Source organism: Pseudomonas sp. UMAB-08, from assembly GCF_900095225.1.
In the GTDB taxonomy this organism is placed as follows: Bacteria; Pseudomonadota; Gammaproteobacteria; order Pseudomonadales; family Pseudomonadaceae; genus Aquipseudomonas.
On record NZ_LT607418.1, the window covers coordinates 19938 to 35443 of the forward strand.

Annotated in this window: 16 protein-coding genes and 1 pseudogene; 8 read left to right on the plus strand and 9 right to left on the minus strand. The window is 58.7% G+C overall.

All coding sequences use genetic code 11. From position 1 onward, the window contains the following. A partial coding sequence (locus K0F75_RS25675) for a UvrD-helicase domain-containing protein (RefSeq protein WP_257604296.1) occupies positions 1 to 943 on the plus strand: 943 nt, incomplete at its 5' end. Here K0F75_RS25675 and K0F75_RS09980 read toward each other — a convergent pair. Then, the gene (locus tag K0F75_RS09980; protein WP_219061711.1) at positions 912 to 1187 is read right to left on the minus strand and encodes a DUF1652 domain-containing protein; all 276 of its coding nucleotides are present in this window, start codon (positions 1185 to 1187) and stop codon (positions 912 to 914) included. The genes K0F75_RS25675 and K0F75_RS09980 overlap by 32 nt on opposite strands. Positions 1188 to 1796: 609 nt before the next feature. On the opposite strand from K0F75_RS09980, the pseudogene K0F75_RS26215 reads away from it, so the two are divergent. Together K0F75_RS26215 and K0F75_RS09985 are read left to right on the plus strand one after the other, a co-directional pair. Next, positions 1797 to 2264, plus strand: a pseudogene (locus tag K0F75_RS26215) (MCP four helix bundle domain-containing protein); the annotation flags it as partial. 54 nt (positions 2265 to 2318) lie between these two features. Next, complete coding sequence (locus K0F75_RS09985) at positions 2319 to 3407, plus strand: methyl-accepting chemotaxis protein (RefSeq protein WP_374028634.1); 1089 nt, start codon at positions 2319 to 2321, stop codon at positions 3405 to 3407. Positions 3408 to 3477: 70 nt separating this feature from the next. Here the strand turns inward: K0F75_RS09985 and K0F75_RS09990 are convergent, their stop codons facing one another. The 8 genes from K0F75_RS09990 to K0F75_RS10025 form a co-directional block, all read right to left on the minus strand. Continuing rightward, a complete protein-coding gene (locus tag K0F75_RS09990; RefSeq protein WP_219061713.1) occupies positions 3478 to 4467 on the minus strand; it encodes a D-glycerate dehydrogenase in 990 nt (329 codons plus the stop codon). Between the two features lie 18 nt (positions 4468 to 4485). Beyond that, entirely contained in the window at positions 4486 to 5781 is a 1296-nt protein-coding gene (locus K0F75_RS09995; protein ID WP_219062027.1) for an MFS transporter, read from the minus strand. Between the two features lie 83 nt (positions 5782 to 5864). Next, complete coding sequence (locus tag K0F75_RS10000; protein WP_219061714.1) at positions 5865 to 6830, minus strand: sugar kinase; 966 nt, start codon at positions 6828 to 6830, stop codon at positions 5865 to 5867. Beyond that, positions 6823 to 7605, minus strand: coding sequence for a sugar phosphate isomerase/epimerase (locus K0F75_RS10005; protein WP_219061715.1), 783 nt, complete (start codon positions 7603 to 7605; stop codon positions 6823 to 6825). The genes K0F75_RS10000 and K0F75_RS10005 overlap by 8 nt, the downstream gene beginning before the upstream one ends. Before the next feature lie 86 nt (positions 7606 to 7691). Continuing rightward, positions 7692 to 8693: a LacI family DNA-binding transcriptional regulator gene (locus K0F75_RS10010; protein WP_219061716.1), complete on the minus strand. Its 1002-nt coding sequence runs from the start codon at positions 8691 to 8693 to the stop codon at positions 7692 to 7694. 181 nt (positions 8694 to 8874) lie between these two features. Then, complete coding sequence (locus K0F75_RS10015) at positions 8875 to 9588, minus strand: ABC transporter ATP-binding protein (protein WP_219062028.1); 714 nt, start codon at positions 9586 to 9588, stop codon at positions 8875 to 8877. A 3-nt stretch (positions 9589 to 9591) separates the two neighbouring features. Then, positions 9592 to 10362, minus strand: coding sequence for an ABC transporter permease (locus K0F75_RS10020; RefSeq protein ID WP_257604297.1), 771 nt, complete (start codon positions 10360 to 10362; stop codon positions 9592 to 9594). Beyond that, entirely contained in the window at positions 10359 to 11345 is a 987-nt protein-coding gene (locus tag K0F75_RS10025) for an aliphatic sulfonate ABC transporter substrate-binding protein (RefSeq protein WP_219061717.1), read from the minus strand. The genes K0F75_RS10020 and K0F75_RS10025 overlap by 4 nt, the downstream gene beginning before the upstream one ends. Before the next feature lie 469 nt (positions 11346 to 11814). Between K0F75_RS10025 and K0F75_RS10030 the strand changes: the two genes are divergently transcribed. The 5 genes from K0F75_RS10030 to K0F75_RS25680 form a co-directional block, all read left to right on the plus strand. After that, positions 11815 to 12489 (plus strand): hypothetical protein, encoded by a 675-nt coding sequence (locus tag K0F75_RS10030; RefSeq protein WP_219061718.1) that lies wholly within the window; start codon positions 11815 to 11817, stop codon positions 12487 to 12489. 70 nt (positions 12490 to 12559) lie between these two features. Beyond that, positions 12560 to 13177, plus strand: coding sequence for a transcriptional repressor LexA (gene lexA, locus K0F75_RS10035; RefSeq protein WP_219061719.1), 618 nt, complete (start codon positions 12560 to 12562; stop codon positions 13175 to 13177). Further along, on the plus strand, positions 13177 to 13794 hold the full coding sequence (gene imuA / locus K0F75_RS10040; protein WP_219061720.1) for a translesion DNA synthesis-associated protein ImuA: 618 nt from the start codon (positions 13177 to 13179) through the stop codon (positions 13792 to 13794). The genes lexA and imuA overlap by 1 nt, the downstream gene beginning before the upstream one ends. 7 nt (positions 13795 to 13801) lie before the next feature. Further along, positions 13802 to 15217, plus strand: a complete 1416-nt coding sequence (locus tag K0F75_RS10045) for a DNA polymerase Y family protein (RefSeq protein ID WP_219061721.1) — start codon at positions 13802 to 13804, stop codon at positions 15215 to 15217. Next, positions 15214 to 15506: PHP domain-containing protein (locus K0F75_RS25680; protein WP_374028623.1), on the plus strand; the 293-nt coding region annotated here is incomplete at its 3' end. The genes K0F75_RS10045 and K0F75_RS25680, both read left to right, overlap by 4 nt.

Below are 15506 nucleotides of genomic sequence, written 5' to 3' on the forward strand. Positions count from 1 at the left end.
GCCCGAGAACTTTAAACGGGTCAGTGATGAGCTGCTAAGGCCACTGTCGCACCTGATGATCGATGAATTTCAGGACGTTTCTCCGCAAATTGTTTCCTGGATTCGCGCCAGCCTGCGGGAGATTCGCAGCCGCGGCCCCTCAATGCACATTGGGCGTGTCGCGCAGCGCTCTTCCTTGTTGTGTGTCGGTGATGATTGGCAATCCATCTATGGGTGGCGTGGCAGTTCACCGAAATACTTCATGGAGTTCGCCAAAGAGTTCTCATCGCCGGCCACCACCAAGGTGATGCTCAGTGACAACTTCCGCAGCCATCAGCATATTATCGATGCGGCCGAGCATATCGTCCGCGCCGCGCCGTCGATTGCTGGCAAAAAGGCCAAAGCAGCCGGCCCTGTTCAAGAACTGCTGCCGGTGACCGTGCGGGATCGCGACGACGATGAACTGACCGAGCGTTTGATTCAGCACTACAACGATGGCGATTCGATCCTGCTGCTGTACCGCAAGAGCAGTGAAAAAGCCCGGTTTTCCGAACAGTTACAGGCGCTGATTAATCATGATTCTGGATTGCCACCCGAATCGAGACGCTTCAAGCAACTGACCTATCACAGCTCAAAGGGCTTGCAAGCCGACGCGGTGTTTCTGCTCGGGGATTGCCAACATTTGACCCTGTCGCCCTACAAAAATCAGGTGTATCGAATGGCTGGGTTAGGCAAGGACGGTGATGCGGACCCGTTCGACACCGCACAAAAAGACGAAGTCCTGCGCCTGGCGTATGTCGCCATTACCCGGGCGGTGCGTCATTGCTACTGGTACATCGACAGCAGCGGCAGCGAAAACGCGGCTGTCCCCAAAGCTTCCGACAGGATCGCAGGAGACAAGCCGTTTTTCGACGATAGACGCGGGCAGGGTGTTACAAAAAGCCCGACACTTGCGGTGGAATGAACGACTCCAGTTCAGCCTCGATGGCCTCGATGATTCGCTCGACGTCTGTCGCATTCATCACTGTCGAGCAGGGGATACCGGCGATAGCAATCACCGTTTCACCACTGGCGCGATCAAACAGGCGGGCGATCATGCTGCTGGGCGCATCCATACTGGCCTCAAAACCCACCGGATGAAAATGCCAGCGCATCAGTTGGCATGCATTGGGGAACGTGACTTGATTCATGCGGCCCACCTTATTCAATCGAGCACTTCCATTAGCTCCAATGCGCAGGGGACGGGTCAGTTGCATTGACCCTTCGAGAAATAAAAGTAGCACCCCATTGCGATCAGCAGGAACGATTTTCTGCTCACCTGAAAAAAAGTTACGTTTCCTTGATGCAGGTCACGTCTCTTATTGTGTGATTTGCTCCCGATATAGCCGTGTTTTGAAATGCACCTAGAAGGTGGCATTTGGCTATATTTTTTTGCTGAAGGCTCTAGCGAGTGGTTGGCAGAGGGTTGGCAAGTTAAGGCGTGGACGCGCGAGAGACTTGTCTGCCTCACTTTTTTCAAGGGCCCATTAAGGCGCTCAATAATTAATGGCAGAGCGCTCAAGTTTCCGCACTTTAAATAGCAAGCTAAGTGTTGCTTGTTGGATCCAATAAGTACACGCACCATCATCCCTTAAATATATTTCGCTTCAGGGCGAATAAAAACTAAAGTCTGGCCGATATATAAATTGAGTGCGCTGGCCTGATAGTGGGTCACACTCCAGTTTTGTACGAAACTGTACACTTTCGTTCAAAATAACCGATGGCATGGATGCTTTTAGTCATACTTTTACGAGAGGCACTCCATGTCGCTACGAAACATGAATATCGCGCCACGCGCTTTTCTGGGCTTCGCGTTTATCGCCTTGTTGGTAATTGCACTGGGCTTTTTCGCGCTGAATCGCATGAGCGTGATTCGGCAGGCCACTGTCGACATGGAAACCAACATGCTCCCCAGCATAGGGTTTCTGGGGGAGACGGCCGAATGCGTTCTGCGCCTGCGTATCACGTCTTTCCGGATTCTGGTCAACCGCGAACCCGCGCTGTTGCAGGAAACCGAAGTCCGAATTCGTGATCTGGTCAGCAAGTTGCAGGTAGCCAAGGCCAGCTACGCCGCGTTGCCCGCCGAAGCTGAAGAGCGTGCGGTATATAAAGAATTTGATGCCACCCTCGATAAATACTTGAGCGCGCAAGGCGACGCGCTGGAGCTGTCGCGACAAAACAAGATCGACGACATGCGTAACGTGATCAACTCCCGTATGAAAGACGCCTCTGACTTGATGGGCGAACAAATCAGAAAGTTGGTGGACATCAATAAAAATGGTGCCAGGGAATCATCCAGTATTGCCGCTGAACAATACGATGGGGCTAAAGTCGCCATCCTCGGTGTCGCGGCGTTTGCCGCTCTACTTACTGTGTTACTCGCCTTGTTGTTGACACGCAGCATTGTCAATCCTCTGACGAGAGCCGTCCGCGCCGCAGAAGATATTGCGGGTGGCAATCTGACTAAACACATTGAAGTCGACGGCAAAGACGAACCGGCGCGCCTGCTCGAAGCACTGGTGGGCATGCAGCAGAACCTGCGCAAGACGATCGAACAGATTTCCGGTTCGGCCACACAGCTCGCGTCTGCCGCAGAAGAGCTGAGCGCGGTCACCGAAGAAGCGTCTCGTGGCGTGCAACAACAGAACAATGAAATCGAACAGGCGGCGACTGCGGTTAACGAAATGACCGCTGCCGTGGAAGAAGTCGCACGTAACGCAGTCTCCACCTCCCAAGCGTCGCAACAGTCCACCCAAGCCGCGCGTGAAGGGCGTGATCGGGTGGTCGAGACTGTTTCAGCGATTCAGGCCATGACTCAGGATGTGCAGACCACGTCGAATCTGGTCGAAGGCCTGGCGGAACAAGGGCGTGATATCGGCAAAGTGCTGGACGTTATTCGTTCCATCGCCGAACAGACCAACTTGCTGGCCTTGAACGCGGCCATCGAAGCGGCACGTGCCGGCGAGGCGGGCAGGGGCTTTGCTGTGGTTGCCGATGAAGTACGCGCGCTGGCTCATCGCACCGCGCAGTCGACCCGCGAGATCGAACAAATGGTCGCGGGCATTCAAAACGGCACAGGTGAAGCTGTGCAGTCGATGCAACTGAGCACCGACCGCACGCAAACCACCCTGGAACTCGCCCGCTCAGCCGGTGTGGCCCTGGAGCAGATCACCGTAGCCATCTCGCAAATCAACGAGCGTAACCTGGTCATTGCCAGCGCCTCTGAAGAGCAAGCCCAGGTGTCCCGCGAAGTGGATCGTAATCTGGTCAATATCCGCGACCTGGCGACCCAGTCCGCTGCTGGCGCCAATCAGACCAGCGTTGCCAGCCATGAGCTATCACGCCTGGCCATCGACCTCAACGGCATGGTGGCGCGGTTTGTGATTTAAGAGCCCGGGGGTGTCAGGCTCTTTCGCAGAGCCTGAGTGTGCGAACTTATTGGCGAATGGGCCAACGCGGTCAACCTGACACCCGCATTCCCCACGCCTTGGGATTCACCAGATTCAGCGGTCGCTCTCCCGCCAAGGCGCTGAGTAGATTGTCTACCGCGCATTGCGCCATGGCTTCACGGGTTTCGTGGGTCGCCGAGCCTATGTGGGGCGTGGCGACTACGTTATTCAGTTGCAGCAACGGCGAGTCATGGGGCAGCGGCTCGCGCTCAAACACGTCAAGGCCCGCGGCTCGAATCTGGCCCTGTTGCAAGGCGGCAATCAGGGCCGGCTCATCGACCACCTTGCCTCGCGAGATGTTGATGAAGATGCTCTGCGGACGCATCAACGCGAACTGCCTGGCACCGATCAAACCCTGGGTTTCAGCCGTCAACGGTAGCGTCAGGCAGATGAAGTCAGCTTCCTGCAACAGCGCCTCCAGACTTCGATAACCCGCATTGAAGCGCGCTTCCACGGCGGGCTTGGGTGAGTGGCTGTGATACAGCACGGGCATGCCAAAACCAAAATGCCCGCGTTGCGCCAGTGCTTCACCAATCCGGCCCATGCCGATAATACCCAAGGTTTTGCCATGCACATCGTTGCCAAAATGCTGGGGGCCGATGTTGCTCTTCCACTGCCCGGTACGAACCATATTGGCCAACTCGACCATCCGCCGTGCGGTAGCAAGGATCAGTGCAAAACCGGTGTCGGCCGTGGTTTCGGTCAATACGTCGGGGGTGTTGCTCAGGAGAATGCCGCGCCGGTCAAGGTAGTCCAGATCATAGTTGTCGACGCCAACCGAGACGCTCGACACCGCCTCAAGGTGCGGCGCCAGATCCAGCAACGGCGCATCCAGTTTGAGACTGGCCCCGAGCAAACCATGGGCGTGGGGCAGGGCGGCACGCAGTCGCGCCAGGCCATCGCGGTTCGGTTCGTCGATCAACGTGACATCCGCATGCTGTTGCAAGCGGCTCATCAACGTTGGCGACAGTTTTTTATACAGAACGACGTGTTTTTTCATCGTATTCACCTTGGGTGATCAGTGGTGCACCGCGACTCTGCGTCGTGGGCGTTGAGTGCGCGCTGGCGTTGAATCGGTGCGTGGGTTGAGAAAGAGCGTCAGCACCACCGACACCAACAGCGCACCGCTCATCAGCAGATAAGACGCGCCGGGATTGCCCGTAGCGCTATTGAGGTAGCCGACCAGATACGACCCGGCAAAAGAGCCCAGCGCCCCCATGCTATTGATCAACGCCATGGCACCGCCGGCTACGTTGGACGGCAGGATCTCCGGAACGATCGCAAAAAACGGCCCATAAGGCGCATACATGCAGGCCCCGGCCAGCACCAGCAGGGAGTAGGACCACCAGAAATGCTCGCTGCCTAACGCATAGGAACCGTAGAACGCCAGGGCGGCGACCAGCAGGGGCGGCCAGACAAAGCGTTTGCGTCGCTGGATTCGGTCAGACCCCCAGGACACTGCCAGCATGGCGATCACGGCGGCCAGATAGGGCAGCGCCGACAGCCAACCGGCTTCTACCATGTCCAGATGGGCACCCTGTTTCAGGATCGATGGCAGCCACAGGACAAAACCGTAGACACCGATGCTCCAGCAGAAGAACTGCAGCGCCAGGATGATCACCTTGGGTGAACGGAAGGCTTCGGCGTAGTTCTTCACCGGTTTGATCCCGACCTGCTCGGCATCCAGTGTCCTTTGCAGATCGATTTTGTCTTCTTCGCTCATCCAGGTAGCCTGTGCCGGTTTTTCATCGGCCAGCCGCCACCAGATAAACGCCCAGATGATTGCGGGCAGGCCTTCGATGATGAACATCCAGCGCCAGCTGAAGTGCGACACCAGATAGCCCGACACCACCGACATCCAGAGCATGGTCACCGGGTTGCCGAGGATCAGGAAGGTATTGGCCCTGGAGCGTTCGGCACGGGTAAACCAATGACACAGATAGACCAGCATCGCTGGCATGACCGCCGCTTCGACCACACCCAACATGAAGCGGATGCCGATCAGCATGTAGGCGTTGGAGACTATCCCGGTCAGCGTCGCCAGCCCGCCCCACAGGATCAGGCTGACGAAAATCAGTTTTTTGACACTGTTCTTTTGCGCATAGATCGCGCCCGGCACCTGAAAGAAGAAGTAACCGAGGAAAAACAGCGCGCCCAGCAAGGAAGAGAGGCCCGGTGTGATGTGCAAGTCCTCAGCCATCCCCGCCGCGGCGGCGAACCCGTAATTGGCGCGGTCCAGATAGGCCAGGCTGTAGGTGATGAAAACGATGGGCATGATGTACAACCAGCGACGGTTGATGAGCCGCTTTGTCATGTCGAGTGCCTTTTCCATATCGATGCTCCTGATCTTGTTGTTTTTGTCGCAGCAGGTAACGGGTGTGTCATTCGAATGAGGGGTCAGGCGGGTCGTCGTCGCGGCTCATCGGCAGGCTCGGCTGCAAGCAGCTGCGCCCGCAATGGCAAGCCCTCCATGTCACCCCGGTTTTGTACGGCGCGACTGCCGATCCAGTTGCCGCGCGCCACGGCTTGGGCAAAGCCCTGATTTTCCAGCAGGGCGCTGATCACGCCGACGGCAAAACCGTCGCCGGCACCCACGGTATCGACCACGTTGGCGACCGGCACCCCAGCGATAAACCCCTGATCCAGCTGTGTGCGGTAATAAGCGCCCTTGGCGCCGAGCTTGATCACCACCGCTTCAACACCTTGATCCAGGTAGAACGCAGCCATGTCGTCCGGGTCTTCGTAACCGGTGAGCAGCGCGCCTTCGGCCAGCCCCGGCATGACCCAGTGAGCAAGAACGGCCAGTCGGTTGATTTCGCTGATCATCTGCGCCTGGTTTGACCATAGCGACGGGCGCAAGTTGGGGTCGAACGACACGCTGCGTCCAGCCTCGCGCATGGCCGTCATCAGTTGCCAGGACAGCTCCCGGGCACTGAGCGACAACGCTGCCGGAATACCTGTCGCGTGCAGATGACGAGCGCTTAGCAGTACCGGGCTGACGTCAGCGACCGACAGGTGACTGGCCGCCGAACCCCGGCGGAAATACTCGACACAGGGGTCACGGCCGTCGAGCTCGCGGGACTTGAGCTGAAAACCGGTGGGATACGCAGGATCGACGGCCACATGACGGCAGTCCACGCCTTCGCGTTGCAGGCTGTCGATCACGAAGCGCCCAAGCGAGTCATCGCCGACCCGACTCAGCCACGCGACGTTGAAGCCCAGCCGCGCCAAGCCGATAGCGACGTTACTGTCGGCGCCGGCAATGCGTTTTTCGAAGTGACTGACCTGTGCCAGTTCGCCAGATTGCTCGGCGACAAACATGGCCATGGTTTCACCGAACGAGAGGATGTCGATCTCACGCATGGCTGAACACCCCTTGTGGTTGGCCGAGGCGGGCGAGGGTGCTGATGTGTTGTTGGCTGAGCGCCAGCAGATCGTCGGCTTGCAGTGGGTATTCGATGGCGCGAGGCACCCCGGGCAAGATCTGGCGCAATAGCTGTTCCCATTGATGAAGGTCACTCGGTTCGGGAGGTGTTGCGATCAGCTTGCCCTGGGCATTGCGCGCAACCGCCTTGCAATGCACGTATTCGACATAACGGCCCAATTGCTTGGCTGCGCTGATTGCCGATTGATCCTGCCATTGCCAATTGCCGATATCGAAGGTCATGCCCACCGGCACATCCAACGCCTGGACGCGGGCGAAGAAGCGACTCAGCGGCTCAATCCGGCCACCCTGAACGGTCTGGTCATTCTCGATCAACACGCGCACTGCATGCCGCGCCAGGCAATTGGCAAGGGCGTTCATGTCACAGTTTTGGTTGAAATGCCCAAGGGAAACTTTAAGCCACGTCGCACCGCAAGCCTTAGCCCGCAGCAGCGTAGCCTCAAGGTTGGCGTTCGGTTGAGTCTGGCCTTCACTCCACAGCTCCAGCGGTGACGAGTACAGGCACTCAAGCCCCTGTGCTTCGATGGCCAGCGACAATGTCTCGTAGTTTTCTACGGTAAACAATTCTTCACGCAGCTCAATGCGCGAGGCACCAGCACGGGCCAGCAACGGAATAAAACTGGCCTGACCACGTTCACGGACAACGTCGGCACCGTAGCTGGAAAGGCTGATGGAGACAGGGTAAAGGTTCATTCTTATCGTCCTCTGAAACCGGTTACATTTTAATCCAAAAAGAGCGGCCATCACGGCCGCAGCACTCGCCAATCAACGGGAGGGGGTCAGGGCCTGGGTCGGGTCGAGCCACGCACGATGAGCTTCGCCGTAAAGTCGAAGGACCGTACCGGCTCATGGTCGCCACGCAAGCGGTTGAGCAAACACTCGAACGCTGTGACGCCGATTTCATGGGTCGGCTGGGCGAGTGAGGTAATACCGCTTCCCACCAAGGGGTACCAGTCCAGCTCATCGAGGGCGATCAGGCCGATGTCATCAAACAGCGGGCAACCCAACTCTCGCAGCAGTCGCGTGCAGGTCAGGGTTGCGACACCGTTACCGGTGAACAGCGCTTTGGGCCCCGGGCCGGGCGCGGCGAGGAAGGCCTGCAACTGCGAACCCAGCTGATCGCTGGTCTCCAGAACCTGTCCGCGCAGATGCGTGCGCTCGGCGATCAGGCTATTGAACGCGGTCACCCGTTCGAGACGAGAGCTGGTGCCGTCCTGTTGCTCCCTGACCAACACAATGTCGCGATAACCGCGCTCATCGAGGTGATTGATGGCTTGCTGCACCGCGTCGGCATTGTTCAGCCCGACCAGATCACTGTGCAGCTGCTCGACCTTGCGATCGACCAACACCATAGGCAGTTCCTGATGCAATTGGCGCAGCTCATCAAGGTGATGACCTAGCGTATTCACGATCAGGCCTTCGATGTTGTAGGAGCGCAACGCTGCCAGATGCACACGTTCCTGCTCGTCGTTGCGATCGGTGTTGCACACCACCAGGCTATAACCGTGCAGGCGGCAGGCGGTTTCGACGCCATGCATGACGGCCACGGAATAGGGATTGCGGATATCTGCGACCAACATGCCAATCAAACGAGTGCGACCACGCTTGAGCCCGCGCGCCATTTGATTGGGGCGATAACCGAGAGTGTCGATGGCGTGTTCGATACGCAGTGCGATGGCGTCGGAAAGCAGTTGTCGATCCTCGCCAATGAAGCGCGACACGCTGGCTTTGGACACGCCAGCCAGTGTGGCCACGTCATTCATCGTTACGCGGGACCGCATAGAAGTAGGGAAACTATTCACGACCTGGACCCTGATTATAGTTATAGGGGTTATCAGCAGGTGCTGAGGCAAAGGCTCTGAAAACGGTTTCAGAAAACACCAAAGCGTCGCATCCGTCAACCTCTGATGGCGTGAGCGGTGGGGATTTGTGTCGGTGAAGGTCGTAGCGAACGCTAATCGGCTAGATAACGTGAGCCAAATGCAGCGAGGTCAATGCCTGGGCTTTCAGCAACGCCAAGGCTGGGTCGCGTCTGTCTCGAGGACGGTCAAGGTCGACACGTAGCTCCTGACGAATGCTACTCGGCCGATTGTCCATCACCATCACGCGATCACTCAGATAAAGCGCCTCATCGACATCGTGAGTGACCAGGAGCAAGGCGATAGCATGGTGCTCTGCCAACTGCAGCAACAGGTCTTGGAGCTTCATGCGGGTGAAGGCATCCACCGCACTGAACGGCTCGTCGAGCAATAGCGTTTGCGGCCGTGAGTACAGTCCTCGGGCGATAGCGACGCGCTGCGCCATCCCACCAGACAGCGCTTTGGGCAAGGCCTGGGCGAAGCCGCCAAGGCCGACTTCCTCGATCAATTGCGTGACCCAGGCTTTATCGTAATGCCGGTCGTCGCTGAAGCCGATATTTTGCTCAACGGTCAACCAAGGCATCAGTCGCGGCTCCTGAAACACGAATGCCACTTCACCGGCCGTGCGCTGCAATGTGCCCTGAAAATCCTTTTCCAGCCCTGCAACAATTCGCAGCAAGGTACTTTTCCCGCAGCCGCTTGGGCCAAGCAGGCTGACGACTTCTCGTGCATGCAGTTGCAGCCTTACGTTTTGCAATACGGTAGTGGCGGCGAACGTCTTGCGCTCGACGTAAATATCCAACGACAGTTCAGCCATCATTCACTCTTCCCGACCTTGACCGTTAAACGTGTCGCGCCAGACCAGGAAGCGTTTTTCCAGGCCGGCCAGCACACCGTCGCTTAATTTCCCCAGCACGGCCAATACGATAATTGCTGCGAACACGATGTCCGGGCGAGAGGTTTCCCGGCCGTCGCTGAGCAGATAACCCAGCCCACGGGTGGCCGCGATCAGTTCCGCTGCCACCAGAAACATCCAGGCCAGGCTCATGCCACTGCGCAAACCGGTGAATAGCCCCGGCAGCGCGGCCGGTAGCAGAATTCGCAATACCAACCGGCGCCGACTGAAACCATACATTTGCCCGACTTCCACCAGCTTGCGGTCGATATTACGAATTGCCGCCACGCCGTTGACGTACACCGGAAAAAACGCACCGATGGCAATCAGCACGATCTTCGAGGTTTCATCAATACCCAACCACAGCAACAACAGCGGTACCCAGGCCAGGCTGGGAATCGAGCGTAGCGCAGCAAACGTAGGCTCCAGATAGGCCTCGGCTTCGCTGCTCAGTCCGACCCATGCGGCAAACACCAGCGCCAGCCCGGCACCGATGACGAAGCCGAGCAACACCCGCAACAGGCTGGCGCTGATGTGTTTCCACAGCGCACCTTCAGCCAGGTCGCGTAACGTCAGGGCGATCTCGCTGGGCGCCGGCATCTGGTAGGAAGGCACCCAGCCAGTGCGGACGACGATTTCCAGGACGACGATGATCAACACCGGCAATGCCAGGCCTTTTAAGCGCCGATGGATCACTGTTTAGCGATCACGACGTTGCTGAAGCTCGGATCGATCAATTGATCGACTACCTGATCGACATTCACGCCTTTACGCACCAGCTCTTCGGACACCAGAATCGGCGCCGCAGCCTTCAATGCGGCGATGTGTTCAGCGCCCGGCTGCGAGTTGCTGAAGTCGGTGCGGGACAACTGCAACTTGGCGACTTCCAGTGGCAAGCCAGACTCCGTGGACAGCAGTTGAGCCAGCTCTTCAGGGTTGTGACGCGCCCAATCACGGGCTTTTTCGTAAGCGGTCAGTACGGCTTCGATGGCGTGCGGATGCTCCTTGGCGTACTTCTCGGTAACGCTGATCACGCCGTAGCTGTTGAAGTTGACATTGCGATAGAGCAAGCGCGAACCGGCCTGGATTTCACTGGCGGCCAAGAGCGGGTCAAGACCGGCCCACGCGTCGACGTCACCTTTTTCAAGCGCGATGCGACCATCTGAATGTTGCAAATGCACCAGCTCGACATCGTCCTTGGTCAAGCCGACCTGCTGCAGACTGCGCAGCGTGAATAGATACGGGTCGGTGCCCTTGGTCGCGGCGATCTTTTTACCTTTGAGATCGGCCACGGTCTTGATCGGCGAATCCTTGCGCACGGCCAACGCCGTCCATTCCGGGCGGCTGGCGATGTAGACGGTCTTGATCGGGCTGCCATTGGCGCGACTGAGCACCGCCGCCAGACCCGCTGTGGAGGCGAAATCGATGCTGCCGCCGTTGAGGTATTCCAGTGAACGGTTGCTGCCCTGACTCAGGATCCACGTCACTTTTGTCTGCGGCAAAGCCTTTTCCAGCCATCCGAAATGCTTGAGCACCAGACTGGTTGGCGAGTAATAGGCGTAATCCAGGTGCAGTTCGGTGGGCACCGTTTCGATTGCCTGGGCGACGGGTTGCAGACTCAACGCGAGGGCGCAGGCGCTGGCTATCAGCGTGAAGGCGCGATGCAGGATGGTTTTCATGGGCACATTCCAGAGAAGAGGATAGAGGCTCAAATGCAGGCTCTGTGCCATATGGTCAACGCGCGTCTCATGTACGAGATTTCACCCCGTCTTCGCCGCCGCGCCGCCGGTTGGGACCTCCGGTAATGCGGCGATAAGAGCGACTATCGGTGATTGGGCCTGCCTGTCACGCAACACTCTGCTGAATCAGTGTCGCTCCAGAAACAGCATGCCGTAGCGTTGCGCACTGTCGATCCAGGCGTGCGTCGGGTGTACAGCCTTGCGGGAGTTGCCATCGCGCGGTGTGCAATTTTCTGTTTGAGGTGAAAGAAATGTCTGATTTTCTTGTCAGACAAATCCTCTTACACACGCGTGATCGATTAAATGAATAAATCAAGGTCCACTGCGCAACCTTCACACTGAAACCGAATCAGATTGGCACCTCCATGCCGAAACGAAACCTACGGCCATCAGGCTCTGATTGAGAATAATGAATAACTACAACCGTATCGCTGCCTTCAAATACGCCCGGCCCTTCGTGCTCTTTTTATTGCCCACGCTATTGATCATTTCTGCTGCTTTCTGGTTTTCCATGGGCGCGCAAGCGCAAGCAGAAGACAGAACGCAAACCCTGGTTTTCCTTCGTCACGCTGAAAAGCCCGCTATGGGTCTCGGACAACTCAATTGCCAAGGATTGAACCGAGCCATTGCCCTGTCCACGTTGTTGCCGCGAGAGTTCGGCAATGCCAATTTCATCTTCGCTGCCGACCCCAGCCGTCATGTAGAGGAAGGGGATAACGATGAGTCCTATGGTTACCTGCGTCCGCTGCTGACCGTCGGTCCTGCTGCAATCAAGTTGGGGCTGCCGATCAATATCAACTTTGGCGCTAATGACACCCATGAGCTGGCGGACGAGTTGCTGCTCGACAAGTACCACGGCGCAACGGTCTACACCGCCTGGTCCAACGGCTATCTGCCAGAGCTGATCAATCAGGTCGCCGAAGAGGCAACCGGGCAAAAGCAGACCATTGCGGATGACTGGGACAAGGAAGACTTCGATTCTATCTACGTGCTGACCGTGCTCTGGCATGACGGCAAGGCCACTCTCCATTACAAAAAATCCAGACAGGGCCTGGATGGCGGCTCGTCAACGTGCCCGTCTTGAGCTAATGCCGCATCGGCGATAGCCAGGCCCGACAAGAGGCGCTGGTCAGAAAACCCCGAAAGGAGTACAAATGTACTCCATGAGCCTATTAAGCCCCCGACGTACCGCCATCCTGACCTTCATCCGCGACCGTATCGCGCAGCAGGGCCAACCACCGAGCCTGGCTGAAATCGCCGAGGCCTTTGGTTTTGCTTCGCGCAGTGTGGCGCGCAAACACATTCTGGCCCTGACCGAGGCCGGGCTGATTGAGGTCACGCCTAATCAGGCTCGCGGTATTCGTCTGATGGACGCTGTACGAAAACCCGAACTGCTGGAAATTCCCGTGCTGGGCCGTGTCGCCGCCGGAGCGCCGATTGGGCCGGATGTCGGTATGCATGACACCTTGCTGCTGGATCGCGCAACGTTCTCCCGGGTGCCGGATTACCTGCTGCGTGTGCAGGGCGATTCAATGATCGAAGACGGTATTCTCGATGGCGATCTGGTCGGTGTGCACCGCAGTGCCGATGCTCATGACGGGCAAATTGTCGTCGCGCGTCTCGACGGCGAGGTCACCATCAAACGCCTGGAAACCCGGCCGGGCGAATGCCGTCTGCTGCCGCGAAATCCGGCTTATGCGCCGATCATCGTTCATCCAGATCAGGACTTTGCCATCGAAGGTGTCTTCTGTGGTTTGGTCAGGCGCGGATGATGGGCGCGGTCGTCAGCCTGGACGCGCTGCTTGATGAGCGCCGGGTCTGGAAAGGCCGGCCAGCGGCGCAGCCCGTCAGCGCGCACCCTACCGGGCATGCGGCGCTGGACGCGGCATTGCCCACGGGCGGTTGGCCGGCGTCGGCATTGAGTGAAATCCTGGTGGCTGCCGACGGCAGTGGTGAGTTGCATTTACTCTGGCCGACCTTGGCCCGATTGGCTGACAGCGGCGAACGCATCGTCTTGGTCGCGCCTCCTTACGTTCCCTACCCGCAAGCCTGGCAGGCCGCAGGCATTGACCTGCGTTGGTTGGTGATGGTCGATGCGAGTGCTCGGGATGCCCTGTGGGCGACCGAGCAATGTTTGCGCTCTGGCAGTTGCGGCGCTGTGTTGTGCTGGCCGAAGCACGTGGATGACCGGGCGTTGCGCCGCCTGCAAGTCGCTGCCGAAACCGGTCAGACCCTGGCTTTCGCCTGCCGCCCCGCGCAAGCGGCGATCAATCCTTCGCCGGCTGCGCTGCGTATCGCCATTGATGTGCGCCCCCAGCAGTTGCGCGTGCTCAAGTGCCGGGGAGGTCTGGTACCGCCGTCACCGATCCCGTTTTCATTCGGGGCTTGAGGTTCGTATGCTCTGGGCCTGTGTCGTGCTGCCGCAATTGGCGCTCGATGGTGTCATGCGTCGTTGTCCTGATCCCGATGAGCCCTTGGCGTTGCTGTCGGGCACCGCACAACGCCGTGTATTGCAGACGGTCAACCCGGCTGCACGTGCCCTCGGTCTGTGTCCCGGCCAATCGCTCACGGCAGCACACGCCCTGGTGCGCCAGTTTGCAACGGTCGAATACGACCCGGTCGAGGTCGAACGCTGGCATCGTTTATTGGCGGCCTGGGCTTACCGATTCAGCGCCCAGGTCAGCTTGAAATACCCCCGGGTACTGATGATGGAAGTCGGGTCCAGCCTCAGCCTGTTCGGGCCTTGGCCCGTGTTCGAAGCACGTTTGCGCAAAGAATTGAGCGCCTTGGGATTTAGTCATCGAATAGTGGTCGCGCCCAACCCTGCGGCGGCGCGAGTGTTGGCGAATGTGCACGACGGTCTCGCGGTGACGTGCCGCGAAACCTTGCGCGAGGCACTGCAACAGATGCCCATTGACCGTGTGGGTCTGAGCCGCGAGGTGGCCACTGCCTTTGCGCGGATGGGCCTGCACACCCTGCACTCCGTACTGGCGTTGCCGCGCAACACCTTGGCCCGGCGGTTCCCAGCACAGGTGTTGCAGCATCTGGACGCTCTGCTCGGCGAGCGTGCCTTGGCTTTGGACTGTTACCAACCGCCTGATTATTTCGATCTGCGCATTGAGCTGAATTTCGACGTCGAATCTCATCAGGCATTGCTGTTCCCGCTCAAGCGCTTGATCTCGGACCTGGCGGCGTTTCTGGCCGGGCGCGACAGCGGTGTCCAACGTTTTGCTATTCATCTGGAGCACATGGAAGGCAAGGACACGCTGCTGCCGGTCGGGTTGCTCAGCGCCGAGCGCGATGCCGCCATGTTGTTTGAGCTGGCGCGTGGCAGGCTGGAGCAGATTCAGGTTCCTTCTCCAGTGCGAGCGGTGCGCTTGCTGGCCCGCGATCTGCCCCGGTTCGTCCCGACCCACCGCGAATTGTTCGAGGCGCGCCCGCAGCAGGCGCTGCCTTGGGAGCAATTGCGTGAACGCCTGCGTGCCCGCCTTGGCGATGAGGCGGTCAATGGCGTGCGCGCCCATGCGGATCACCGCCCCGAATGCGCCTGGCAAACGGGCAATGCACTCACGTCTGGCAGCCCGTTGTCTCTGTCTCCGCGCCCCGGCTGGTTGTTGCGCGAGCCTGTCCCGGTGCACGAATCAGGCGTGCGCATCCTCGCCGGGCCTGAGCGCATTGAGTCCGGCTGGTGGGACGGCGGTGACGTGCGACGTGACTATTACTTGATCGAAACCCGCTCGGGTCAACGGGCCTGGGCTTATCAGACGGTTGGCGAGGGCGGCAGCCTGCTGCTACAGGGGTGGTTTGCATGACCACCGGCGCGTCTGCCAACGACGCCGGCTATGCAGAATTGCATTGCCTGTCCAACTTCAGCTTCCAGCGCGGTGCATCCAGCGCACGGGAGTTATTCGAACGCGCCAACCGCCAGGGTTATCACGCGTTGGCGATCACTGACGAGTGCACCCTGGCCGGTATCGTACGGGCTTGGCAGGCGTCCCGCGAGGTGGGGTTGCCCATGATCGTTGGCAGTGAGATGAGGATTGAAAACGGTCCGAACATCCTGCTGCTGGCAGAAAATCTCAGCGGTTATCAGGCGTTATG

What these genes read in the sequence shown, in the direction of transcription:
- K0F75_RS09990 (WP_219061713.1), bottom strand. Translation starts at nt 4,467, where the DNA reads ATGAAAAAACACGTCGTTCTGTATAAAAAACTGTCGCCAACGTTGATG.
- K0F75_RS09995 (WP_219062027.1), bottom strand. Translation starts at nt 5,781, where the DNA reads ATGACAAAGCGGCTCATCAACCGTCGCTGGTTGTACATCATGCCCATC.
- K0F75_RS10000 (WP_219061714.1), bottom strand. Translation starts at nt 6,830, where the DNA reads ATGCGTGAGATCGACATCCTCTCGTTCGGTGAAACCATGGCCATGTTT.
- K0F75_RS10005 (WP_219061715.1), bottom strand. Translation starts at nt 7,605, where the DNA reads ATGAACCTTTACCCTGTCTCCATCAGCCTTTCCAGCTACGGTGCCGAC.
- K0F75_RS10010 (WP_219061716.1), bottom strand. Translation starts at nt 8,693, where the DNA reads ATGCGGTCCCGCGTAACGATGAATGACGTGGCCACACTGGCTGGCGTG.
- K0F75_RS10015 (WP_219062028.1), bottom strand. Translation starts at nt 9,588, where the DNA reads ATGGCTGAACTGTCGTTGGATATTTACGTCGAGCGCAAGACGTTCGCC.
- K0F75_RS10025 (WP_219061717.1), bottom strand. Translation starts at nt 11,345, where the DNA reads ATGAAAACCATCCTGCATCGCGCCTTCACGCTGATAGCCAGCGCCTGC.
- K0F75_RS10030 (WP_219061718.1), top strand. Translation starts at nt 11,815, where the DNA reads ATGAATAACTACAACCGTATCGCTGCCTTCAAATACGCCCGGCCCTTC.
- lexA (WP_219061719.1), top strand. Translation starts at nt 12,560, where the DNA reads ATGTACTCCATGAGCCTATTAAGCCCCCGACGTACCGCCATCCTGACC.
- imuA (WP_219061720.1), top strand. Translation starts at nt 13,177, where the DNA reads ATGGGCGCGGTCGTCAGCCTGGACGCGCTGCTTGATGAGCGCCGGGTC.
- K0F75_RS10045 (WP_219061721.1), top strand. Translation starts at nt 13,802, where the DNA reads ATGCTCTGGGCCTGTGTCGTGCTGCCGCAATTGGCGCTCGATGGTGTC.